We start from the raw sequence: 22,480 nt of genomic DNA, 5'->3' as shown, positions 1-22,480 counted from the left end.
ATCTGACTCGCACATCTGACATCTCTCCCCGGACGATCTCCGGACATGTGGCGCGTGCCGAACGGCGGACCTACGCCGGACCCGCACCGGCCGTCATCCGTTCGTACACAAGGAGAAGATCATGGACCGCAACCTGATGGAGTGGGGACCCGCGCACCTGCGTGACGAGGCAGCACAGCACGACGTCGAGCTGTCCGACCGGCCCGACGACAACTGACCGAATGTTGATACTCGGGTTTCACATCCTGAGATGTCGCCCGATAGGATGACGCTCATGACCCGCTCTTTCTCGCTCGCAGTCGTGGCCGGTGACGGCATCGGACCCGAGGTGACCTCCCAGGCCCTGAAGGTCCTGGACGTCGTCTCCAAGACCCACGACCTGTCGTTCAGCACCACGGACTACGACCTCGGCGCGCGTCGCTACCACGCGACGGGGGAGACCCTCCCGGACTCGGTGCTGGAGGAGATCCGCGGCCACGACGCGATCCTGCTCGGCGCGATCGGCGACCCGAGCGTGCCGTCCGGCGTGCTCGAGCGGGGCCTGCTGCTCAAGCTGCGCTTCGCTCTCGACCACTACGTCAACCTGCGTCCGTCCAAGCTGTTCCCGGGCGTGGCCACCCCTCTGGGCGATCCCGGCGACATCGACTTCGTGGTCGTCCGCGAGGGCACCGAGGGGCCGTACGTCGGCAACGGCGGAGCGATCCGCGTCGGTACGCCGCACGAGCTCGCCACCGAGGTCAGCATCAACACCGCGTACGGCGTCGAGCGGGTCGTCCGCGACGCCTTCGCCCGCGCCCAGGCACGTCCGCGCAAGAAGCTGACGCTGGTCCACAAGAACAACGTCCTCGTCCACGCGGGCCACCTGTGGAGCCGTACGGTCGCCGCCGTCGCGCCGGAGTTCCCCGACGTCACGGTCGACTACCTGCACGTCGACGCGGCCACGATCTTCCTCGTGACCGACCCGGCCCGCTTCGACGTGATCGTCACCGACAACCTCTTCGGCGACATCCTGACCGACCTCGCGGCCGCGATCACCGGCGGCATCGGTCTGGCAGCGAGCGGCAACGTCAACCCCGACCGCACGACGCCGAGCATGTTCGAGCCCGTCCACGGCTCGGCACCCGACATCGCCGGGCAGTCCAAGGCCGACCCGACCGCGGCCATCCTCTCCGGCGCCCTGCTCCTGGAGCACCTCGGCGTCCCCGAGGCAGCCGCGCAGATCACGGCCGCTGTCGAGGCGGACATCGCCGCGCGCGGCTCCGCCCCCCGTTCCACCGAGGAGGTGGGGGAGGCCATCGCGCAGAGCGTCACGGATCTGGGCGCGGCCGAGGGCGTACCGGTCGGCTGACGACCGCTGCCCCTCGACGACAAGAGAGTTGTACCGTGAGCACCATGAACACCACCCCGTTTGCCGCGACATTCAACCGGAACGACGCGGCACGATCCGGCGAGGACCGGGCCGCGATCCTCGCCGACCCGGGCTTCGGCAATCACTTCACCGACCACATGTTCCTGGCCGAGTGGACGCCCGACACGGGCTGGGCGGACGCGCGCGTCGTCCCGTACGGCCCGCTCCAGATCGACCCCGCGACCGCGGTCCTGCACTACGCGCAGGAGATCTTCGAGGGCCTCAAGGCGTACGTCCACGAGGACGGCTCGGTCTGGCTGTTCCGTCCCGAGGCGAACGCCGCCCGCATGCAGCGGTCGGCGCACCGCCTCGCGCTGCCGGAGCTGCCGATCGACTGGTTCCTCGGCTCGATCGAGGCCCTGGTCGAAGCCGACCGTGACTGGATCCCGGCCGGCGGCGAGAAGAGCCTGTACCTGCGTCCCTTCATGTTCGCGTCCGAGGTCTTCCTCGGCGTCCGTCCGAGCCAGCACGTGACCTACTCGGTCATCGCCTCTCCCGCGGGTGCGTACTTCTCCGGCGGCGTGCAGGCGGTCTCGATCTGGCTCTCGTCGGAGTACTCCCGTGCAGGCAGCGGAGGCACCGGGGCGGCCAAGTGCGGCGGCAACTACGCCGCGTCCCTGCTGCCGCAGCAGGAGGCCGCCGCCCACGGCTGTGCGCAGGTTGCCTTCCTCGACTCGACCGAGCAGAAGTGGATCGAGGAGCTGGGCGGGATGAACCTGTACTTCGTCCACTCCGACGGCTCGATCGTGACGCCCGAGCTGTCAGGGTCGATCCTCGAGGGAGTGACCCGCGACTCGATCATGCAGATCGGGCGCGACCTCGGCCACGAGGTCGTCGAGCGGCGGGTGTCGATCGACGAGTGGCGCGAAGGTGCTGCCGACGGGACGATCTCCGAGGTGTTCGCGTGCGGCACCGCCGCGGTCGTCACCCCGGTCGCGTCGCTGAAGTGGGAGGGCGGCGAGGTCGTCTCCGGCGACGGCGAGCCGGGCAAGGTCACGACGGACATCCGCTCCGCGCTGGTCGACGTCCAGTACGGCCGCGCCGAGGACCGCCACGGCTGGATGCGGCGCATCTGCTCCTGAGCGCTGCTCAGCACAGTGCCATCGGTCCCGCGTCGCCGGGGCCAGGATCGGTGGCGACGGATCTGTGAAACTCTGGGTGTGACCACCGTCACGACCAAGGAGAGTCCATGTCCGTCGCCACACGTTCCGAGCATGATCTGATCGGAGACCGTGAGGTTCCTCTCGAGGCCTATTGGGGAGTGCACACACTCCGCGCCCTCGAGAACTTCCCCATCACCGGCATCCCGATCGGCACGAGCCCGTACCTCGTGGAGGCCCTGGCCGGCGTCAAGCAGGCCGCAGCCGCCGCCAACCACGATCTCGGGCTGCTCGACGACGAGCGTCACGCGGCGATCCGCGACGCGTGCGAGGAGATCCGCGGGGGAGCGCTGAGAGACCAGTTCGTGGTCGACGTCATCCAGGGAGGCGCCGGCACCTCGACCAACATGAACGCCAACGAGGTCATCGCCAACCGGGCGCTCGAGCTCATGGGGCACAAGAAGGGCGAGTACGACGTCCTGCATCCCAACGAGCACGTCAACCTCAGCCAGTCGACCAACGACGTCTATCCGACCGCGGTCAAGATCGCCGTCATCCTGGCCACGCACGACCTGCTGGCCGCGATGCAGGTGCTCGAGGACTCGTTCGCGCGCAAGGCCGACGAGTTCCACGACGTCCTCAAGATGGGGCGCACCCAGCTGCAGGACGCCGTGCCGATGACCCTCGGTCAGGAGTTCCGCACGTACTCACTGATGATCGCCGAGGACCGCGCGCGGCTCAGCGAGGCCGTCCTGCTGCTGCACGAGATCAACCTCGGGGCAACGGCGATCGGGACGATGCTGAACGCCCCGGCGGGCTACGTCGCGTCCGCGTGCGGCCACCTGGCCAGGCTGACGGGTCTGCCGCTGGAGAGCGCGGTCGACCTCATCGAGGCGACGCAGGACTGCGGCGCGTTCGTGCAGCTGTCCGGCACGCTCAAGCGGGTCGCGGTCAAGCTCTCGAAGATCTGCAACGACCTGCGGCTGCTGTCCTCGGGCCCCCGCGCAGGGCTCAACGAGATCAACCTGCCCGCGGTGCAGGCGGGGTCGAGCATCATGCCGGGCAAGGTGAATCCCGTCATCCCCGAGGTGGTCAACCAGGTCGCGTTCCAGATGATCGGCCACGACGTGACGGTGACGATGGCGGCCGAGGCGGGCCAGCTGCAGCTCAACGCGTTCGAGCCGGTGATCTGCTACTCGCTGTCGGCCGGGATCTCCCGCCTGCGCGAGGCCGTGCTGGTGCTCGCGACCCGTTGCGTCGACGGCATCACCGCGAACGCCGAGCTGCTGCGGGCCGAGGTCGAGAACTCGATCGGTCTCGTCACCGCGCTCAACCCCTACATCGGCTACGCCGCCGCGACCGAGGTGGCCAAGGAGGCGCTCGCGACCGGGCGGGGCGTCGCCGAGCTCGTGCTGGAGCACGGGCTCCTGCCGCCCGCCGAGCTCGAGGCCATCCTGCGTCCCGAGACCCTGGCCAATCTCGGCCCGCGGGCACGCGAGCGGTGAGCTGAGCCCCGCCGGCTCACGGAGCGAACAGGGCCGTGGCGGGGTCGTCGACGACCCGGACGAGAAGAACGTTCTCGTCCGGGTCGTAGTCGATCCGGACGCCCACAGCACGATCCTTCGGGGTCTCGGCGGCCGACGGGTCGCCGAGACCGTACGCGATGTCGCGCAGGGTCACGGTGGCGTCGCCCACCGGGTCGTTGGCCGGCCACTCCGCGATGAGCCGGTGGACGAGGCCGGCCAGGACCGCGCTGAACATCGCATGCTGCTGACGGGAGACACCGCTCAGGTGGATCTCGGGCAGTCCGAACGAAGCGAGACCGACGGTGCGCAGCTCACCCGCGTCGAGGTGGGCGTAGTCCGCGACGTACCACTGGGTCGCGTGCGCGAGGGACACTTCGTCGGCTCGCTCCTCGACCACGCGAGGGATCGCGAGGTCGATGACGACTCCGTCGTGCTCCTCGGCCAGGCGGAGGGCCTCGACGCGTACGTCGCGCTGCGTCGCGGCAGCGTCCTCGACGCGGCAGCTGCGCATGAGGAGCAGCTGGTGGCGGCGCGAGCTCAGCCGTTCCAACGCGGGTTCGGACGTCCCGTAGCGACGCAGCAGCTCGGGAGAGGGCGGGGGGATCAGGTCCTCGGACTCGAGCGGGGAGGCGGTCACGACGGCGTACATGACGCTCGGATCGACCGTGAGGGGAACGGGTCTGGCGGTCATAGGTCGCTCAGTCTAGACTGGCCCGCATGCAGAGCATCTCGATCATTATCGACAGGCGCGCCGGGCACTGAACCTCCAGCCCGACGCGCTGCCTCCCATCTACTGGGGGGCAGTTTTTTGTATGTAGACGGTGTCGCCCATCGAGACGGTGACCGGACGAAGGACGAAGCAGTGAGCGCAGGACACCAGCAGGCGAGCGACTTCCACGTGTACGACACGACGATGCGCGACGGTGCGCAGCAGGAGGGGCTCAACCTCTCCGTGCAGGACAAGCTCCACATCGCTCGTCATCTCGACGACCTGGGCGTCGGTTACATCGAGGGCGGGTGGCCGGGCTCGAACCCCAAGGACACCGAGTTCTTCGCGCTGGCCGCCAAGGAGCTCGAGCTCAAGAACGCGACGCTGGCCGCGTTCGGCGCGACCCGTCGGGCCGGCGTCGAGGCGTCGCAGGACCCCCTGCTCCAGGCCCTGCGTGAGTCCGGCGCGTCCGTGGTCACGGTGGTCGCCAAGAGCCACGACCGGCACGTGACCGAGGCGCTGCGCACGACGCTCGAGGAGAACCTCGCGATGGTGCGCGACACCGTGACCTACCTCCGCGAGGGGGGACAACGCGTGTTCGTCGACATGGAGCACTTCTTCGACGGCTACCGGGCCAATCGCGACTACGCCCTGGAGGTCGTGCGCGCGGCGGGCGAGGCGGGAGCCGAGGTCGCGGTGCTGTGCGACACGAACGGCGGGATGCTGCCGCACTGGGTCAGCGAGATCGTCGCGGACGTCGCGACCACGGGCGTACGCCTCGGGATCCACGCCCACAACGACACCGGGTGCGCGGTCGCCAACTCGATGGCGGCCGTCCAGGCCGGCGCGACCCACCTGCAGGGGTGCATCAACGGCTACGGCGAGCGGACCGGCAACGCCGACCTCGTGACCTGCGTGGCCAACCTCGAGCTCAAGCTCGGCATGACGGTCCTGCCCGAGGGCAGCCTGGCCGAGTCGACGCGCATCTCGCACGCGATCTCCGAGATCACCAACTACCCGCCGCACGCACGCCAGCCCTACACGGGGGTCTCGTCCTTCGCGCACAAGGCCGGCCTGCACGCGAGCGCGATCCGGGTGGACCCCGATCTCTACCAGCACATCGACCCCGCGCTCGTCGGCAACGACATGCGGCTGCTGGTCTCGGAGATGGCCGGGCGCGCGACGATCGAGCTCAAGGGCAAGGAGCTGGGCTACGACCTGGCGGGCGACCCCGAGCGGCTCGGCCGGGTCACCGACCGGGTCAAGGCCATGGAGCGGGCCGGCTACACGTTCGAGGCGGCCGACGCCTCGTTCGAGCTGCTGCTGGCCGAGGAGATGGACGGGGTGCGTCCCTCGTTCTTCGACGTCGAGTCGTGGCGCGTGCTGGCGGAGTCGCGGCGCGGTGACGCGGCCGTCGCGGAGGCCACGGTCAAGCTCGTCGCCGGTGGAGTACGCCTCGCGGTGATCGGCGAGGGCAACGGACCGGTCAACGCCTTGGACCACGCGCTGCGCCAGGCCATCGAGCAGGTCTATCCCGACGTCGCGCGCTTCCACCTGACCGACTACCGGGTCCGCATCCTCGACCAGGGGCACGGCACCGACGCGATCACCCGCACGCTCATCGAGACCACCGACGGCAAGGACGTCTGGGTCACGGTCGGCGTCGGGGCCAACATCATCGAGGCGTCGTGGGAGGCGCTCGTCGACGCGCTCACGTACGGCCTGCGCCTGCACGGCGTGCGTCCGCGCATCAACGACTGATCCGGCGTTGCGGGGACGCCCCGGCGCTGCGACGGTGGACGGATGAGCGCACGTGGTCGGAGGCTGACGATCTTCCTGCCCGTGCTCGTCACGCTCACCCTCGGGGTGCTCGTGGGTCTCCTCGTCGTGGTGCAGGCTCAGCGCCAGAACGCCCAGGTCGTCGAGGCCGACGACGTGGCCACGCAGTACCTGGCCGACGTGAGCACCTTCCGCTCCGAGGTCGGCCGGGAGGTGCGCGGCGTACGGCAGGCCGATCCGGGCGACCTGCGCCGGGTGCTGCGCAAGGCCGTCGCGGATCCTCCGGAGCTGGGTGACGCTCCGGCGTACGGGACCGAGCGCTCGGAGGTCTGGCAGGAGGCCGTTGCCACCCAGCAGGCGCTCCTGCAGCCGTACCGTCGGCTCGACCGGACGCTCCGACGCGCGGACGTCGCGCTCGCGTACATCGAGACTGCGCGCAAGGTCCTCGGGATGCGGGCCAGCGACTACGTCGGCACCGGCGTCCTCAGCGACAGCGCGGCCGTCCGCGCCCGCCTCATACCGGCCTTCTCGCGGGCCAGGGCGGAACTCGACTCCGTCCGCGTGCCGCAGGGGCAGCAGAGGCTGGCGGCCACGGTCCGGGGAGCCGTGCAGTACGTGATCGACCAGGCCACCGCCCTGGCCGACAGCGTCGAGGCCAACCGGGGCTTCTCGTTCACGTACGCCGAGCAGTTCCAGACCGCGATCGACGCGGTGGACGACTACGCGACGGTGGTGAACGGCAACGTCGCCGAGGCGATCAACGCCGTGACCGATCCGGGCTAGTCCGCGGCCGGGGGAGTGCGGCGCATCGGGACGTGCTCGATGCCGGCCTCCATGAAGTTGTCGCCCGTCCGCACGTATCCGTAGCGCCCGTACCACTGCTCGAGGTACGCCTGGGCGTTGAGCTCGATGGGCTCGTCGCCCCAGAGCCGGTGGCACTCCTGCATCAGCGAGCCCGACAGACCCTTGCCGCGCTGGTCCTTGCGGGTGCACACCCGGCCGATGTGTCTCACGCCGTCCTCGACGTACGAGCGCAGATAGCTCGTGGGCCCCTTGTCGTCGGCGAGCCACAGGTGCGTCATCGTCGGCAGCAGGTCGCGGTCGTCGACGTCCTCCTCGTCGCACTGCTGCTCGACCGAGAACACCGCGTCGCGGATCTTCCAGATGTCGTAGACGTCCTGTGCGGTCATCTGGTCGCCGGTCACGATGCGGATGCTCATGGGATGAGCCTAGGAGGTGGCGACGTGCAATCCCCTGCGGCGTCGGACCGGAACCGACATGATGGCCCGGACGGCGAGGAGAGAGCTCATGGACGGCCCAGAAGTGGTGAGCAGCGTCTCCCGGTGGGAGTGGGACCGCACGAGGGAGACCGTGACCCGCGTGCTGGGTCGCGCGAAGAAGGTCACCTGGGTGTCCGCGCTCGCGATCAGCATCGTGCTGGTCTCGACGGGCTGGGTGTTCACGACCGGCATCCTGCGCGAGTCCGCGGTGATCTACGGCGTCCTGGGCGGAATCCTGTGCGGCTATCTGCTGCGAGCCGCGTACGTCGGGGCGGGTGTGCGACGAGCCGTCGCCCCGGTGAAGGCCGCGATCGTCCCGGACGCGGTGCAGCGGGCGTCCGAGGCGCAGCTCGTGTCGCTGGTCGTCAACGGGGGATCGATGTTCGAGCCGTACGTCCTGCTGCGCGCAGTGGCCGGTGACGCGCTCGTGGAGATCACCCGCGAGGACCTGGCCGCGCGGGACATGCCGCGACCGGGGTTCTGGCAGTTGCTCATGACGGGACCGGACGGCAGCTACTACGACGACGGCAGCGGCACGATGTCCCGGCCGGCCGACCACCTGTCCGGCGACCTCGGGAGCGGCGGGGGCGACGGCGGCGGCTCGTGATCGACCCTGCGCGGTCTCGGGCCCGCGCTGCGCAGGCGGCGGCAGGATGTGGCAATCTGTCTGCGACAGACCGTTCCTGTTGGGGAGGCACGCGATGACGATGTTCACGTTCGAGGCCGTGGTGGCTGACATCACGGCGTCCGCAACCGGCATGACCAGTGCGGCCGACACGGTCAAGGCGGCCGATCCCACGGCCGGCCTGAGCAGTGTGAGCACGGCGCTGCCCGGGAGTGCCAGTGCTGCCGCTGCCACCACGTTGTCGACCGCTTGGACCGAGCGGTTCACCACGTGGGCGACCGACGCCGCATCGCACGCGACCGCGCGGACCAACAGCGCCTCGTCCTACACGCGCGCCGACCACGACGCGTCCATGCGGATGCAGGCCAACTCCGTCGCGAACCGTGGCCCGGCCATGGCCCAGGCGCAGTGAGGACCAGGCCATGGTGACCATCGCGGAGCTGCTGACGTGGGAGTCAGCCTCGCTCGACACCGCCGCCGACGGGCTGTACAGGACACGGCGCGACCTCGTCGACCTGCAGGACGAGGTCGACGACTCCCGTGTGCCCCTGTCGTGGCAGGGCGATGCCGCCACCGCGGCCTCGCAGCAGCACGCTGCGCTCGTCGACCGCCTGCGCGACGCGACGGCAGAGGTGGCCAAGGTCGCAGCCTCGCTCGACCTGGCGGGCAGTGACATCGCCGCCGCCCGCAAGGACCTCGAGGGCGCGATGGACACCGCGAGCAAGCACGGGTTCACCGTCGACACGACCAGCGGTGAGGTCACCGACCCCAAGACGTACGACGACGAGTCGATCTTCGAGCGCATGTCGGAGGAGATCACGCTCACTGCCGTAGCGGCGCAGATCTCGGCCGCGCTGACGAAGGCGGCGGAGGCGGACGCCGATCTCGCCCGCGCGATGACGGCGGCGGCGAACGGGACGATCGACGGAGGCAACGGGTCGCTCGGCGATGCCGGCGACCAGCTGCCGGCCGGTCTGGACGGCATGACGCCGGAGGAGATCGCCGCCAAGTACGGCGAGGACGTCGTGATCGACTCCCTCCGTGCGTGGCTGGGGGTCGAGGCCGAGCTCGCGACGTGGGAGATCGAGGGGTATGCCGAAGCGCAGTACCAGGTCATGGGCGACGGCAAGGTGGTGATGGCCCTGACCCTCGAGGCGGGTCTCGGTCGAGAGATCGAGGTCGCGGGTGCCGAGGTGGACGCGTCCGCGGGCGGCACGACGACGCTGGAGCTCACCTTCAAGGACCAGGCCGAGGCGGACGCGTTCCTCGACGGGCTGGACGACGCCGCCAGCGATCTGGGCCTGACCGACATGGGCAACGTCCCGGGCGCAGTGGCCTCGAACGTCGCCAACTACGTCATGGACCAGGACATCACGAGCTTCCGGACGGGCGTGTACGGAAAGGTCGGCACCGAGTTCGACACCGCCGTGGCGCAGGGCGAGGCCGAGGGCCGGATGGACGGCTATTACGACTGGGTCTCCGAGCAGTACGGCATCACCATCGCGGCGTCGGCCGACGCGAGCCTCGGCGGCCAGGACTCCGGCCTCTCAGGCTCGGCCTCCTTGTCCGGTGACATCAAGTTCGACGGGGACGGCATGTCCTCGGCGGTGCTGGAGGGTCGCATCAGCGGCGCTCTCGCGAACGACAAGCTCGACGTCAACCTTCCCGCGAGCACCTCGACCGGGCAGGCGGTCGATGTCCGCCTGACGATGGACGAGGACAACCCGAAGTTCGACGAGTTCAAGTCGGCCATAGCATCAGGTGATGTCGATCGAGCGGTCGACATCGCGTACAGCGACGCCGACGTCGTGGTCCGCTCGACCACGCTCGAGACCTACGCCAGCGAGGAGCACGAGGTGGACATCAAGGTCGCCGAGCTCGAGGTGGAGTACGGAGCCGAAGGTGAGCTGGCCAACCGGATCTGGGTCCGGGAGGGCGGCCAGGGCTATTGGGTCGACATCGATCCTGAGGCGGCGCGGCGATGACGGGGGCGGAGGCGATCGACCTGGCCCGCGTACTTCTCGGTCCGGTCAGCCTTCCCGTTCCCGCTGGGGTGCGGCCGCGACAGGTCGAGGCCCCGTTGGGTCACCTGTGGCACTGGCAGGGCACGGGTGAGCCGCTGCTGAGCCTGCTCGTCGGCGTCCGCGAGACTCGCCTCGGCACTCCGCGCGGGCCCGAGCGCGCGCTGGGTCCGGCGCTCGACGAGCTGTCGGACCGGGTGGACGAGATCGTCGAGGTACAGCGCCCGGTCGAGCTCGCGGTCGACGGCGCGCTGGGTTCGAGCGCTGCCGTCGTCACCGCGGTGCTCGGCGGACGCGAGGCGCGCATCGCGCTCGTCACGAGCACCGACGGAACCTGGATGCATCGTGTCGAGATCGCAGTTCTCGACACGGAGGCCGGCCGGGCGACCCTCGAACAGGTTCTGGGGGCGATCCAGGTCCACCCGTGGGAACGCCCGGCGTGAAAGGTTGCTTGTTGGTCCTGGCGTTCGCCGTGATCGGCGTAGGGGTGATGATCGGGATCGCCATCGCCGTGGAGCGAACGGGCAGCTCGAAGAACGAGCCGCTGACGCAGTCGACGAGCCAGGTCGAGTTCACGGAGTACGAGCCCGAGACACGCACCAGCAGCAGCGGCGGGGCCGGTCGCAGCACCGTCGAGGGAGCCAACGTCGAGTACCGCTACAGGGCAGGGGGTCGATGGTTCGAGAGCTCGGGCCCGATCTGGCGGCCGCTGTCAGGGCTGTCGGACAAGACGGTGTGCTTCGATCCCGACGATCCCGCCCGCCACGTGCTCCGCGGCAACGCGGAGGCAACGTGTGGTGAGGGCAATCTCGGCAAGGTGCGACGTTCGAAGGAAGTGTCGCCATGACCAGCGCGAGCACCAGGTGCGTGCGCCCGTCGCTCGCGACCCTGGAGGAGAAATGATGACCGGACTCTCGACCTGGACCCGTCTGGCGGGCGGCGTGGTGGCGGCGGTTCTGACCGTGTCCCTCGCGTCGTGCAGCGATTCGGAGAAGGAGCAGAAGCCCGCTGCCGGCGCTTCGAAGACCGCCGCAGAGGAGGGCTATCCGTATGACACCTCGGACGTGGGCGACGATCTCCTCGTCGAGGAGCGTTCCAGCTCGTCCTTCGGGGGTAACGCGCCGGCGTCGTGGCGGTTCCCCGCGTTCTATGCGAACGGGACGACGGACGAGACCTCGACCACGACAGAGGTGGACGGGGTGACGTTCGGGCTCCTGGCGGTGGCGAGCACCGGCAGCACCCCCCGCAAGAAGGCCGAGGAGTACGCCACGCGGCTGGACAAGGGCACGGAGATCGTCCAAGAGGTCAGTCTCGGCGGCCGGGACTGGGCGGCTGTCGTAGACGACGGCAAGGTGCTCACCCGGGTCCTGTTGCTGACCGGCTTCCCCGGGGGAGTCACCGCCGGGGCCGTCCTCACTGCTGACGTCCCGCTCGCGGACGTCCCGCCCGAGCGCATCGACGAGCTGCACCAGATGGCTCAGTCGATCCAGATCGAGGCCGGCAGCTCGAGATGACTGGGCGAGCTGGGTGGGCCCGGCGCGGGGTGATGGGTGTCGTGGCTGCATCGCTGAGCGTGTCGCTCGCGTCGTGCAGCGGCTCCGAAGCCGAAGACAAGCCCCAGGCGGCTGCGACGACGGCGGCCGAGGAGGGGTATCCGTATGACACCTCGAACGTGGGCGAAGATCTGCTTGCCGCCGAGCGGACCAGCCACACCTTCAGGTTCGGCGGGGACTCGCCGATCTTGTGGCGGTTTCCGGCGTCCTACGCGGCAGGCAAGGCGGACGAGACATCGAGCTCGATCGAGACCGGCGGGGTGCAGTACGAGATCCGGGTCGTCACAGGCATCGGCACGTCCCCGAGGGAGCAGGCCGAGGAAAGTGCGAAGGGCCGCGGCGCAGCGATTCATGAGGTCCGACTGGGTGGCCGGGACTGGCTCGCCGTGGTCGACGACGGCGAGGAGCTCAGCATCCTCACGCTCTTCGGATCGTTCCCCGGGGGGGTGGTCAACGGGGCCCTGCTCAGCGCCAGCGCCCCGCTCGCGGACGTTCCTCCCGAGCGCATCGACGAGCTGCACCAGATGGCGCAATCGATCGAGGTCAAGGCCGGCTGACGCCTCGGCTGCCGCCTAGGGGCAGTTCGAGCAGGTGCCGAAGATCTCGAGGGTGTGGGCGACGTCGCGGAAGCCGTTCTCGCCGGCGATCTTGTCGGCCCAGCGCTCGACGGTCGGCCCCTCGACCTCCACCGTGCGCCCGCACGAGCGGCAGACCAGGTGGTGGTGGTGACCTGCGCTGCACTGGCGGTAGAGCACCTCGCCGTCGTCGTTGCGCAGGGCGTCGACCTCGGCGGCCTCGGCCAGGACCTGCAGGCTGCGGTAGACCGTCGAGAGACCGACGGACTCACCGCGCTGCTTGAGGATGTCGTGGATCTCCTGCGCGCTGGCGAAGCCGTCGAGATCCTCCAGGATCGCGACGACGGCACGACGCTGCCGGGTGTTGCGGGGTGCTTCGACCATGACTTCTCCTCAGAGAGAACCTATCCGGTGGCGGCGCGCTCGTCCTCGGCTCACGACCATCGCCGTGAGCGAGGCGATGACGAAGATCGCCAGCGCGATCATGACGATCGTCGGCCCGGGCTGCGTGTTGATCTCGTAGCTCGTGACGAGGCCGCCGACCGCCGCGACGAGGCCGATCGCCATGGCCGCCAGGTGCGTCGTGCGGAAGCTGCGGGTGAGCTGCTGGGACGCCGCGACCGGGACGACCATCAGCGCCGACACCAGCAGCAGGCCGACGGTGCGCATCGCGACGGTGATCGTCACGGCGGCGAGGACCGCGATCAGGATGCTGTAGAGCCGGACGGGCACGCCGCTGACCTTGGCGTGCTCCTCGTCCTGGCAGACGGCGAACAGCTGCGGCGAGAGGCCGAGTGACAGGACGACGACCAGCAGCCCCAGCACGCCGACCAGCACGAGATCGCCGTTGGAGACTGTCGTGATGGCGCCGAACAGATAGCCGTTGAGGGAGTTGGCGCTCTCGTCGGCCAGGTTCGTCAGCAGCACTCCGCCCGCGATGCCGCCGTAGAACAGCATCGCGAGGGCGACGTCGGCGCTGGTACGTCCGTACATCCGCAGCAGCTCGATCACGACGGCCCCCAGCGCCGCGACGACGACAGCCGTCACGGTGGGAGCGATGCCGGTCAACAGACCCAGGGCGACGCCGGTCAGGGCGACGTGCCCGAGACCGTCGCCGAGCAGGGCCAGCCGGCGCTGCACCAGGAAGGTGCCGATCGCAGGCGCGGCCAGGCCGGTGAACACGGCGGCCACGAGGGCGCGCCGCATGAACTCGTAATCCAGCAGCTCGATCATGCGCCCACCGGATTCGGGCTGAAGCCGTCGGGATGGTCGGGCTGGCCGCCGTGGCGGTGCACGTGGGTGAGCTGCTCGTCACGGATCGCGTCGCAGGGTCCGGAGTACTCGATCTCACCGTCGTGCAGCACGATCGCCCGGTCGATCAGCGGACGCAGCGGGCCGAGCTCGTGCGCGACCAGCAGCACAGACGTCCCGTCCTGCACCAGGCTGCCGAGAAGCTCGGCCAGTGACTCCTGGTTGTCGTGGTCGACGCCGGCGGTCGGCTCGTCCATGATCAGCAGCTCGGCCTCGGACGCCAGCGCACGGGCGATCAGGGCGCGCTGCTGCTGGCCGCCGGACATCTCGCTGACCGAGGACCGGCTGCGGTCCGAGAGGCCCACACGGTCGATGGCTGCGTCGACCGCGGCGACATCGGCCGCGGTGCGCCAGCCGAAGAACCGGCGGCGCGCCAGGCGTCCGCTCATCACGACCTCACGGACCGTGGCCGGGACACCGGAGACGGCGCGGGTGCGCTGCGGGACGTAGCCGAGACGCTGACGGTCGCGGAAGCGGTCGAGCGGGGTGCCGAACAGCTCGATCGAGCCGGAGCTGATCGGGACGAGCCCGACCGCGGCGCGGACCAGCGTCGACTTGCCCGAGCCGTTGGAGCCCAGCAGCGCGACGAACTCGCCGGCAGCGACCTCGAGGTCGACATGACGCAGGACGGGACGGCCGTCGAGGGCGACGCTGACCCCCCGGACGACCAGTGGTGGGGCTTGGCTCACTGGCACGAGTTCGCCTTCTTCAGGGTGTCGAGGTTGCGGCGCATGAGCGTCAGGTAGGTCTCGTCCTTGGTCTGGTCGGACAGGCCTTCGATGGGATCGAGCGTAGCGGTGGTGGCTCCGGTCTCCTTCGCGATGGTGTCGGCGATCGCGGGGCTGACGAGCTCCTCGGTGAAGATCGTGGTGATCTTCTGGGCGCGGACGAGCCGTGAGATGTCGCCCAGCTGGGCCGGAGAGGGCTCGTTGCTCGGGTCGAGCCCGGCGATCGCGACCTGCTTGAGGTCGTAGCGCGCCGCGAGGTACTGGAAGGCGGCGTGGCTCGTGACGATCGTGCGGGTGCGGCAGGCGCGGAGGCCGGCCGTGAAGTCCTCGTCCAGCGCCGTGAGCTCGTCGACGAGCCGGTCGGCGTTGGCCTGGTAGTCGGCGGCGTGCTCGGGATCGATCCTGGACAGCTCGGTCGACACGGCCTCGGCCAGGGCGCTCATGGTCCGGGGATCCAGCCAGGTGTGCGGATCGGTGTCGCCGTGGTCGTGGCCGTCGTCCGCGTGGTGCTCGCCCTCCTCCTCCGACGGGTTCGGCAGCAGCTCGACCAGCGACGCGACGTCGATCGTGTCGTCGTCGGACCGGCCGGCCTGGTCGACGGCCTGGTCGACCGCGGCCTGGAAGTCTTCTTGGTAGATGACGAGGTCGGCGTCCTGCACGGACGCGACCTGCTTGGGCTTGAGCTCCAGATCGTGCGGCTCGGTGCCCGGCGCGGTCAGGTTGGTGACGTCGACGGCCGATCCGCCGACCCGCTCGGCGACGAAGGCGAAGGGATAGGACGAGGCGACGACGGACGCCCGGCCGTCATCCTGCGCGCCCCCGCCACACGCGGTGAGCACCGCGAGGAGAGGGACCGTGGCGAGCAGGAGGCGGGACTTGTTCATGAGAATGATTTTCAACCAGAGTGAGAATCATTGTCAAATCTGCGCCGGCGGTGCGTACCGCGCCGAGGGGACGGGGGACACCCGCCGCTAGGCTTGAGGCCACCCTCGGGCGTACGTCATCACGATGTCGTGCACAGGCCCGCCGACACCCAGCCGGATTGGAACATCCCCTCATGGCATCCACAGTCGACAACGTCATCAGCCTCAGCAAGCGCAGGGGATTCGTCTACCAGTGCGGCGAGATCTACGGCGGCACCAAGTCGGCGTGGGACTACGGACCGCTCGGCGTCGAGCTCAAGGACAACATCAAGCGCCAGTGGTGGCGCTCGATGGTGCAGGGCCGCGACGACGTCGTGGGCCTCGACTCCTCGGTCATCCTGCCGACCGATGTCTGGAAGGCGTCCGGTCACCTGTCGGCGTTCGTCGACCCGCTGGTCGAGTGCCGCAAGTGCCACAAGCGCTACCGCCAGGACCACCTGCAGGAGGCGTACGCCGAGAAGAAGGGCATCGACGACCCCGACTCGGTCGACATGACCCTCATCGTGTGCGCGAACTGCGGCACCCGCGGCGAGTGGACAGAGCCGCGGATGTTCAACGGCCTGCTCAAGACGTTCCTCGGCCCGGTCGAGTCCGAGGAGGGCCTGCACTACCTGCGCCCCGAGACCGCCCAGGGCATCTTCATCAACTTCCTGCAGGTCATGACGACCGCGCGCAAGAAGCCCCCGTTCGGCATCGGCCAGATCGGCAAGAGCTTCCGCAACGAGATCACGCCGGGCAACTTCATCTTCCGCACCCGCGAGTTCGAGCAGATGGAGATGGAGTTCTTCGTCGAGCCGGGCACGGACGAGGAGTGGCAGGAGACCTGGATGAAGATCCGGATGGACTGGTACACCGGACTCGGCATCAACCCGGAGAACCTGCGCTTCTTCGAGCACCCCGCGGAGAAGCTCTCGCACTACTCCAAGCGGACCGTCGACATCGAGTACCGCTTCGAGTTCGCCGGCTCCACCTGGGGTGAGCTCGAGGGCATCGCGAACCGCACGGACTTCGACCTCAAGACCCACGCCGAGCACTCGGGCAAGGACCTGCAGTACTTCGACCAGGCGACCAACGAGCGCTGGACGCCGTACGTCATCGAGCCGGCGGCGGGCGTCAACCGCTCGATGATGGCCTTCCTCATCGACGCGTACGTCGACGAGGAGGTGCCCAACGCGAAGGGTGGCACCGACAAGCGGACCGTGCTGAAGCTCGACAAGCGCCTCGCCCCCGTCAAGGCCGCGGTGCTCCCGCTGTCGCGCAACGAGGAGCTGTCGCCCAAGGCGCGCGCGCTGGCCGCCGAGCTGCGGGGCTTCTGGAACGTCGAGTTCGACGACGCCCAGGCGATCGGCAAGCGCTACCGCCGCCAGGACGAGATCGGCACGCCGTACTGCATCACGGTCGACTTCGACACCCTGGACGACCAGGCCGTGACGATCCGCGATCGCGACACGATGCAGCAGGAGCGCATCGCGCTCGACCAGGTGACCTCGTGGCTCGCGGCGCGCCTGCCGGGCTGCTGAACCTCTCGTGCCGCACAATCGGCGCGTGAGGACACGAAGGATCGCAGCCGTCGCGGCGGCCGCCGCGCTGGTGCTCGGCGGCTGCTCCTCGGGCTCCGAGGACAAGCCGAAGGCGTCGAAGGAGACCACCGCCCCGGCGGGGTTCGACGTGCCGCCGGGCGTCAAGCTGACGTCGGGCGGCACCAAGCTCGACGAGGGCAAGGCCGCGACGGTGGTGCACCAGGTCGGCGACCGCGCCGCGAGCGCCGTCACGGTCCGGGTGCTGAAGGTCAAGAAGGGCTCGATCAAGGACTTCCGGTTCTTCTCCCTCGACGCGGAGACCCGGCGGTCCACGCCCTACTACGTCACGGTCAAGGTCAGGAACGACGGGCCGGCCGGTCTCGGCGGTGCTGCGCTTCCGCTGTTCGTCCGCGACGACAGCAACACCCAGCTCCCGGCCAACGACATCGTCGGGACGTTCAAGCCGTGTCCGCGCTCGACGCTGCCCAAGAGCTTCCTGCCCGCCGCGTCGGCGCGGCTGTGCCTGGTCTACCTCGTCCCGAAGGGGCGCTCGCTGGTCTCGGTCGACCTGCAGACCGGTGCGGCCAAGGACGCCATCACCTGGCGACCCTGAGCGTCCCGGCAGCACGGGTGCCGGCGGCGTTCATTCGTGGGCGACAATGGAGGCATGTCGATCGCCACGATGCCCCGCACGCTGCGGCTGGGTGACCTCGAGGTCGCCACGCCGGTGGTGCTCGCCCCGATGGCCGGCGTCACCAACGCGGCGTTCCGCCAGCTCTGTGCGGAGCAGGGCGCAGGTCTGTACGTCTGCGAGATGATCACGTCGCGCGGGCTCGTCCAGGGCGACAAGACCAGCCTCGCGATGCTCACGTTCGCACCCAACGAGACCTTCCGCTCGGTGCAGCTGTACGGCGTCGACCCCGAGACGATCGGACGTGCGGTGCAGATCCTGTGCGCCGACCACGGCGTCGACCACGTCGACCTCAACTTCGGCTGCCCCGTCCCCAAGGTGACCCGCAAGGGCGGGGGAGCGGCCCTGCCGTGGAAGGACGTGCTGCTCGGCGAGATCCTCACCAAGGCGGTCGCCGCGGCCGCGCCGTACGGCGTCCCTGTGACGATGAAGACCCGCAAGGGCATCGACGAGGACCACCTGACGTACCTCGACGCGGGTCGCATCGCCGAGGACACCGGCTGTGCCGCGATCGCGTTGCACGGGCGCACTGCGGTGCAGCACTACTCGGGGCGCGCGGACTGGGAGTCGATCGCCGAGCTGAAGTCGTCCGTCGGCATCCCGGTGCTCGGCAACGGCGACATCTGGGAGGCCGCCGACGCGATCCGCATGGTCGAGGAGACCGGCTGCGACGGCGTGGTCGTCGGTCGCGGCTGCCTGGGCCGGCCGTGGCTGTTCCGCGATCTCGCCGCGGCGTTCGCGGGCGAGACCGTCGTCGGCCTGCCACGCCTCGGAGAGGTGGCGGCGGTCATGCGTCGCCACGCCGAGCTGCTCGCGGGCATCATGGGCGAGGAGCGCGGCTGCATCGAGTTCCGCAAGCACATCGCCTGGTACCTCAAGGGATTCTCCGCCGGCAAGGACGTCCGCAGCCGCCTCGGCATGGTGTCGTCGTTCGCCGACCTGGACGACCTGCTGGGACGGCTCGACCCGGACGAGCCCTACCCGGTCGGCGAGCTCGGGACGCCTCGCGGGCGCCAGGGCACGCCCAAGAAGGTCTCGGTGCCGGACGGCTGGCTCGACTCGAGATCCATCTCCGCCCCGCTCGACCCGATCGCCGAGGACGCCACGTCCGGCGGATAATCTTTGCGTTCGGACGCGACGCAGCGCCCTTGCGACGATGAGAAGGACACCTCATGCCTCTGCCCTGGACCCTGCACGGTGACGGTCGGACGATCACGGACGGGGAGATCGTCGCCCCGGGTGAGCGGCTGAGCTGGCCGCGGACGATCGGCTTCGGCGCCCAGCACGTCGTCGCGATGTTCGGCGCGACGTTCCTGGTGCCGATCCTGACCGGCTTCCCGCCGTCGACGACGATCTTCTTCTCCGGCGTGGGGACGCTGCTCTTCCTGATCCTGACCGGCAACCGGCTGCCGAGCTATCTCGGCTCGTCCTTCGCCTTCCTCGCGCCGATCGCGGCGGCCAAGGGGGGCGGGGACGACATCGGCGCCGCGCTGTTCGGGGTGCTGGCGTGCGGCGTCATGCTCGCGCTGATCGGTGTCATCGTCATGTGGACGGGGACCGGCTGGATCCAGTCGCTCATGCCGCCGGTCGTCGCCGGCTCGATCGTCGCGCTGATCGGCTTCAACCTGTCAGGGGCCGCGACGGACAACTTCGAGCAGGCTCCGTGGACCGCGCTCATCACCTTGACCGTGGTGCTGCTGGTCGCGGTGTTCGCCCGGGGCCTCGTGGCCCGGCTGTCGATCGTGGTCGGTGTCCTCGCCGGCTACGTCGTGGCGGCGTTCGCGGGGGCGCTGGACTTCACCGAGGTCGAGAAGGCCGCGTGGATCGGTCTGCCCGACTTCCAGTCGCCCGACGTGGTCTGGTCGGTGCTGCCGTCGTTCCTGCCCGTCGTCCTGGTGCTGATCGCCGAGAACGTGGGGCACGTGCGCAGCGTGGCCCAGCTGGCCGACGACGACACGATCAACGACACGACAGGACGGGCGCTGCTCGCCGACGGCCTGGCCACGACCCTCGCCGGCGCCGCTGGCGGCTCGGGCACCACGACGTACGGCGAGAACATCGGTGTCATGGCCGCGACGCGCGTCTACTCCACCGCCGCCTACTGGGTCGCCGGCATCCTGGCCATCCTGCTCGGGCTCTCGCCCAAGATCGGCGAGGTCATCCGCACCGTGCCCCCGGGTGTGCTGGGCGGCGTGACGGTCGCGCTGTACGGACTCATCGGCATCATCGGCATCAAGATCTGGCTCGACAACAACGTCGACTTCTCGCTGCCGGTCAACCAGTTCACCGCGGCGGTCGCCCTGGTCATCGGCATCGGCGACCTGCGGATCACGGTCGGCGACATGGAGTTCACGGGCATCGCGCTCGGCGCCATCGCCGCGATCGTCGTCTTCCACGTCATGACGGCGGTCGAGAAGGCCAGGTCCCGCTGACCCCTGCCCGCCCCCGCCCCCCGGGCGGTGGATCCTCCACCGTATGAGCGCCTAACCGGCCTCATACGGTGGCGTACGCACCGGGCCTCGGGCTTTCGGTGGCGTATGCACCGCGCCCCGGGCTTTCGGTGGCGTACGCACCGCGCCTCGGGGGTCAGGTGCGGGAGGCGCGGGCGCGCTCGAGCTGGGCGACGAGGGCGGCGCGCGCGTCTCGCTCGTCGAGGTGCCGGCCGTCGGCGTCGACCGGACCCTTCGGCGTGTGCACCTCGACGGTTGCGACGCGCAGCCGGCGCTGGAGCGGACCCTGCCGCAGCTCGACCGACTGGGTCTTGGAGTGAGGGACGATGCTCGTGCGGCGCTCGATCCACCCCTCGTGGGCGATGAACGCGGTCCGGTCCGCCGCGATCCACCTGTTGCGCCACCCGACCGGTGCGAACGGCCACGACCGCCGGGGCGCCCGTGTGCGGACCAGGTCCTCGGTCCGCACACCGGGGATGAGCATCTCGATGACGGCCGCGGCGAGCACGCGGTCCGCGATCGGCAGCAGGATCGAGGAGGAGCTGTCGTCCTGCTCGGTCTCCCGGTCGGCATAGCCGGCCACGTCGACCTCGAGCCGCTGCCAGCCCAGGCGTCGCCAGACGAACGGCTCCCTCACTGCGATGCCCTGCACGCGGGCGAACGGGATGGTCTGGGACGTCCGCGAGAGCAGGCCGCGCTCGATGCGCAGACCTCTCTCGCCCCTGGAGAGCGTGAAGTCCCACTGCTGGACCACGCGTCGCGCGACGATCTGCGCGAGCCAGGACGCCAGGGGCAGGACCCCGCCGAGCAGCACGACGATCTGGCCGAACCAGATCATCGTCACGACGAGGACGACCGAGCCGACCGCGGCGACGAGGAAGTCCAGGGACAGGATCGTCCCGAGGATCACGCGCTCGGGAGGCACGACGGTGAACACGGCCCTGTGCTCGTCCGGCGTCGTCGTCCCGTCGCCGTGCGCACGCGACAGCAGGACGCGTCGCAGCTCGTGGGCGTCCGCCACCCGCAGGAACCGCAGCGAGGTCCGGGAGTCCTTGCCCCCGGCCATCTCGACCCGCAGCTCCGCGAGACCGAGCAGGCGCGCCACGAGCGGCTGCGCGATGTCGACGGACTGGATCCGCTCGTACGGGATCCGGCGCGACGACTTGGTGAGGACACCGGAGTTGATCCGCAGCTCGGTGCCGTCGATCACGTAGCGGGTGAAGCGCCACGTCACGAAGCCCAGGAGCAGGCCGAGGACCAGCCCGCCGCCGAGGGCCACCAGCAGGCTGACGAGCGGGCTCAGCTCACCCCAGCCGTCGCCCGTGACGAGCGAGCTGATCAGCCCCGCCGTCGCGGCGGCGGCCCAGAGGGCGCCCTGCACGACGGCGGTGAGGGGATGGGTGCGCAGCCCCGTCGCCTCGGGGGCGGCCACGTCAGAGTCCGGCGCCACGGGTCTCGCCGAGATCGGTCAGCCGGTTGCGCAGCCGGGTGGCCTCGTCGGCCGGCAGCCCTGGGATCTGTGCCGCGGTCTCGGGGCTCGCGGTGTGGAGCGTGACCGTCGCGATCCCGAACGCCCGCGCGACCGGGCCGGCCTGGACGTCGACGAACTGCATCCGTCCGTAGGGGATCGCGACGAGCCGCTTGAACATGACGCCGCTCGTCACCAGGAGGTCGTCGACGTTCTCGGCGTAGCCCCAGCTGCGCTGGTTGCGACCGGCCCACACCCAGGTCCAGACCATCCCTGCGAGGCCGCCGATCGCGAGGGCACCGCCGAGCACGGTGACCCACGTGTCCAGGGGCAGCAGGACCAGGATCACGCCGATCAGTGCGACCGCGGCGACCAGCGGGACGAGCAGGATGCGGCGGACGGTGGCGAGCCGTGGGGAGACAGGCTGCCACGTGCCCTCGACCGGGGCGAAGAGTCCGTCCATCACGCCAGCGTAGCCACGAGGACCTCAGTTGACCTGGACGTGTCGAAAGTGGGAGACTGCGAGACGCAGATCATCGTTTTCTGCCCTTCACCTCAGTCCTTTTCTTGCGGAGAACAACCATGGCCAAAGCCCTTTTCGGACATCTCGGTGGACCCACCCCCGGGCAGCTCCAGGAGACCGCGGCACTGCGTCGGCGGATCACGGACCTCGAGAACGAGGTCCTGCGCCTCAAGGTGGAGAACGACGGACTGCTCGCGGCGTTGCGTGAGCAGGTCGACCTGGTGACTGCCGGCGACCTCGCCGAGCCTCTCGCCCGCTGACGTTCGGCCACACTAGGGTGGCTCCCAACC

The 22,480-nt window shown here is 69.8% G+C and carries 25 protein-coding genes; 17 read left to right on the top strand and 8 right to left on the bottom strand.

The genetic code is table 11. The features are described from left to right. Positions 1-274 precede the first annotated feature (274 nt). The 3 genes from GEV26_RS12000 (at position 275) to aspA (ending at position 4,013) form a co-directional block, all read left to right on the top strand. The gene (locus tag GEV26_RS12000) at positions 275-1,348 is read left to right on the top strand and encodes a 3-isopropylmalate dehydrogenase (protein WP_153653334.1); all 1,074 of its coding nucleotides are present in this window, start codon (positions 275-277) and stop codon (positions 1,346-1,348) included. A 44-nt stretch (positions 1,349-1,392) separates the two neighbouring features. Next, positions 1,393-2,490 (top strand): branched-chain amino acid aminotransferase, encoded by a 1,098-nt coding sequence (locus tag GEV26_RS11995; protein WP_153655073.1) that lies wholly within the window; start codon positions 1,393-1,395, stop codon positions 2,488-2,490. A 107-nt stretch (positions 2,491-2,597) separates the two neighbouring features. After that, positions 2,598-4,013: an aspartate ammonia-lyase gene (aspA, locus tag GEV26_RS11990; protein WP_153653332.1), complete on the top strand. Its 1,416-nt coding sequence runs from the start codon at positions 2,598-2,600 to the stop codon at positions 4,011-4,013. Between the two features lie 16 nt (positions 4,014-4,029). Here aspA and GEV26_RS11985 read toward each other — a convergent pair whose 3' ends face one another. After that, positions 4,030-4,725 (bottom strand): hypothetical protein, encoded by a 696-nt coding sequence (locus tag GEV26_RS11985; RefSeq protein WP_153653330.1) that lies wholly within the window; start codon positions 4,723-4,725, stop codon positions 4,030-4,032. A gap of 171 nt (positions 4,726-4,896) precedes the next feature. Here GEV26_RS11985 and cimA point away from each other — a divergent pair, with 171 nt between their 5' ends. Continuing rightward, complete coding sequence (gene cimA / locus GEV26_RS11980) at positions 4,897-6,504, top strand: citramalate synthase (protein WP_279586735.1); 1,608 nt, start codon at positions 4,897-4,899, stop codon at positions 6,502-6,504. A gap of 42 nt (positions 6,505-6,546) precedes the next feature. Continuing rightward, on the top strand, positions 6,547-7,305 hold the full coding sequence (locus tag GEV26_RS11975) for a hypothetical protein (protein WP_153653329.1): 759 nt from the start codon (positions 6,547-6,549) through the stop codon (positions 7,303-7,305). Here GEV26_RS11975 and GEV26_RS11970 read toward each other — a convergent pair. Then, positions 7,302-7,742, bottom strand: coding sequence for a GNAT family N-acetyltransferase (locus tag GEV26_RS11970; RefSeq protein WP_153653327.1), 441 nt, complete (start codon positions 7,740-7,742; stop codon positions 7,302-7,304). The genes GEV26_RS11975 and GEV26_RS11970 overlap by 4 nt on opposite strands. Positions 7,743-7,830: 88 nt before the next feature. On the opposite strand from GEV26_RS11970, the gene GEV26_RS11965 reads away from it, so the two are divergent. The 7 genes from GEV26_RS11965 (at position 7,831) to GEV26_RS11935 (ending at position 12,558) form a co-directional block, all read left to right on the top strand. After that, entirely contained in the window at positions 7,831-8,409 is a 579-nt protein-coding gene (locus GEV26_RS11965; RefSeq protein WP_153653325.1) for a hypothetical protein, read from the top strand. A gap of 94 nt (positions 8,410-8,503) precedes the next feature. Further along, a complete protein-coding gene (locus GEV26_RS11960) occupies positions 8,504-8,839 on the top strand; it encodes a hypothetical protein (protein WP_153653323.1) in 336 nt (111 codons plus the stop codon). Positions 8,840-8,849: 10 nt separating this feature from the next. Continuing rightward, positions 8,850-10,412, top strand: a complete 1,563-nt coding sequence (locus GEV26_RS11955) for a hypothetical protein (protein ID WP_153653321.1) — start codon at positions 8,850-8,852, stop codon at positions 10,410-10,412. Then, positions 10,409-10,891: a hypothetical protein gene (locus GEV26_RS11950; protein ID WP_153653319.1), complete on the top strand. Its 483-nt coding sequence runs from the start codon at positions 10,409-10,411 to the stop codon at positions 10,889-10,891. Before GEV26_RS11955 ends, GEV26_RS11950 begins: the two co-directional genes overlap by 4 nt. Positions 10,892-10,902: 11 nt before the next feature. Beyond that, complete coding sequence (locus GEV26_RS11945) at positions 10,903-11,295, top strand: hypothetical protein (protein WP_153653318.1); 393 nt, start codon at positions 10,903-10,905, stop codon at positions 11,293-11,295. Positions 11,296-11,350: 55 nt separating this feature from the next. After that, positions 11,351-11,962 carry a hypothetical protein gene (locus tag GEV26_RS11940; RefSeq protein WP_153653316.1) on the top strand — a complete coding sequence of 204 codons (612 nt, stop codon included), beginning with the start codon at positions 11,351-11,353 and terminating at the stop codon, positions 11,960-11,962. 41 nt (positions 11,963-12,003) lie between these two features. Further along, entirely contained in the window at positions 12,004-12,558 is a 555-nt protein-coding gene (locus GEV26_RS11935; protein WP_153653315.1) for a hypothetical protein, read from the top strand. A 15-nt stretch (positions 12,559-12,573) separates the two neighbouring features. Here the strand turns inward: GEV26_RS11935 and GEV26_RS11930 are convergent, their stop codons facing one another. Genes GEV26_RS11930 through GEV26_RS11915 form a run of 4 tightly spaced genes read right to left on the bottom strand, consistent with a single transcriptional unit; the run spans position 12,574 to position 15,499 of the window. Beyond that, complete coding sequence (locus GEV26_RS11930; protein ID WP_153653313.1) at positions 12,574-12,960, bottom strand: Fur family transcriptional regulator; 387 nt, start codon at positions 12,958-12,960, stop codon at positions 12,574-12,576. Between the two features lie 9 nt (positions 12,961-12,969). Then, the gene (locus GEV26_RS11925) at positions 12,970-13,809 is read right to left on the bottom strand and encodes a metal ABC transporter permease (RefSeq protein ID WP_153653311.1); all 840 of its coding nucleotides are present in this window, start codon (positions 13,807-13,809) and stop codon (positions 12,970-12,972) included. After that, on the bottom strand, positions 13,806-14,582 hold the full coding sequence (locus GEV26_RS11920) for a metal ABC transporter ATP-binding protein (RefSeq protein ID WP_153653310.1): 777 nt from the start codon (positions 14,580-14,582) through the stop codon (positions 13,806-13,808). The genes GEV26_RS11925 and GEV26_RS11920 overlap by 4 nt, the downstream gene beginning before the upstream one ends. Further along, positions 14,573-15,499, bottom strand: coding sequence for a metal ABC transporter substrate-binding protein (locus tag GEV26_RS11915; protein WP_153653308.1), 927 nt, complete (start codon positions 15,497-15,499; stop codon positions 14,573-14,575). The genes GEV26_RS11920 and GEV26_RS11915 overlap by 10 nt, the downstream gene beginning before the upstream one ends. A 173-nt stretch (positions 15,500-15,672) precedes the next feature. On the opposite strand from GEV26_RS11915, the gene GEV26_RS11910 reads away from it, so the two are divergent. Genes GEV26_RS11910 through GEV26_RS11895 form a run of 4 tightly spaced genes read left to right on the top strand, consistent with a single transcriptional unit; the run spans position 15,673 to position 20,181 of the window. After that, positions 15,673-17,058 carry a glycine--tRNA ligase gene (locus tag GEV26_RS11910; RefSeq protein WP_153653306.1) on the top strand — a complete coding sequence of 462 codons (1,386 nt, stop codon included), beginning with the start codon at positions 15,673-15,675 and terminating at the stop codon, positions 17,056-17,058. A gap of 25 nt (positions 17,059-17,083) precedes the next feature. Continuing rightward, the gene (locus tag GEV26_RS11905) at positions 17,084-17,671 is read left to right on the top strand and encodes a hypothetical protein (protein ID WP_153653304.1); all 588 of its coding nucleotides are present in this window, start codon (positions 17,084-17,086) and stop codon (positions 17,669-17,671) included. 54 nt (positions 17,672-17,725) lie between these two features. After that, complete coding sequence (gene dusB, locus GEV26_RS11900; RefSeq protein ID WP_153653302.1) at positions 17,726-18,868, top strand: tRNA dihydrouridine synthase DusB; 1,143 nt, start codon at positions 17,726-17,728, stop codon at positions 18,866-18,868. Between the two features lie 53 nt (positions 18,869-18,921). Then, positions 18,922-20,181 carry a uracil-xanthine permease family protein gene (locus tag GEV26_RS11895; RefSeq protein WP_153653300.1) on the top strand — a complete coding sequence of 420 codons (1,260 nt, stop codon included), beginning with the start codon at positions 18,922-18,924 and terminating at the stop codon, positions 20,179-20,181. A 154-nt stretch (positions 20,182-20,335) separates the two neighbouring features. On the opposite strand, the gene GEV26_RS11890 is transcribed toward GEV26_RS11895, so the two are convergent. After that, positions 20,336-21,649, bottom strand: a complete 1,314-nt coding sequence (locus GEV26_RS11890; RefSeq protein ID WP_194839838.1) for a PH domain-containing protein — start codon at positions 21,647-21,649, stop codon at positions 20,336-20,338. Next, complete coding sequence (locus GEV26_RS11885) at positions 21,633-22,130, bottom strand: PH domain-containing protein (protein ID WP_153653296.1); 498 nt, start codon at positions 22,128-22,130, stop codon at positions 21,633-21,635. The genes GEV26_RS11890 and GEV26_RS11885 overlap by 17 nt, the downstream gene beginning before the upstream one ends. A gap of 119 nt (positions 22,131-22,249) precedes the next feature. Between GEV26_RS11885 and GEV26_RS11880 the strand changes: the two genes are divergently transcribed. After that, the gene (locus GEV26_RS11880) at positions 22,250-22,450 is read left to right on the top strand and encodes a hypothetical protein (RefSeq protein WP_153653294.1); all 201 of its coding nucleotides are present in this window, start codon (positions 22,250-22,252) and stop codon (positions 22,448-22,450) included. Positions 22,451-22,480 lie beyond the last annotated feature (30 nt).

This window comes from Aeromicrobium yanjiei (assembly GCF_009649075.1).
In the GTDB taxonomy this organism is placed as follows: Bacteria; Actinomycetota; Actinomycetes; order Propionibacteriales; family Nocardioidaceae; genus Aeromicrobium; species Aeromicrobium yanjiei.
The sequence above is the reverse complement of the archived record's forward strand: the minus strand, read 5'-3'. Positions and strand labels throughout refer to the sequence as shown.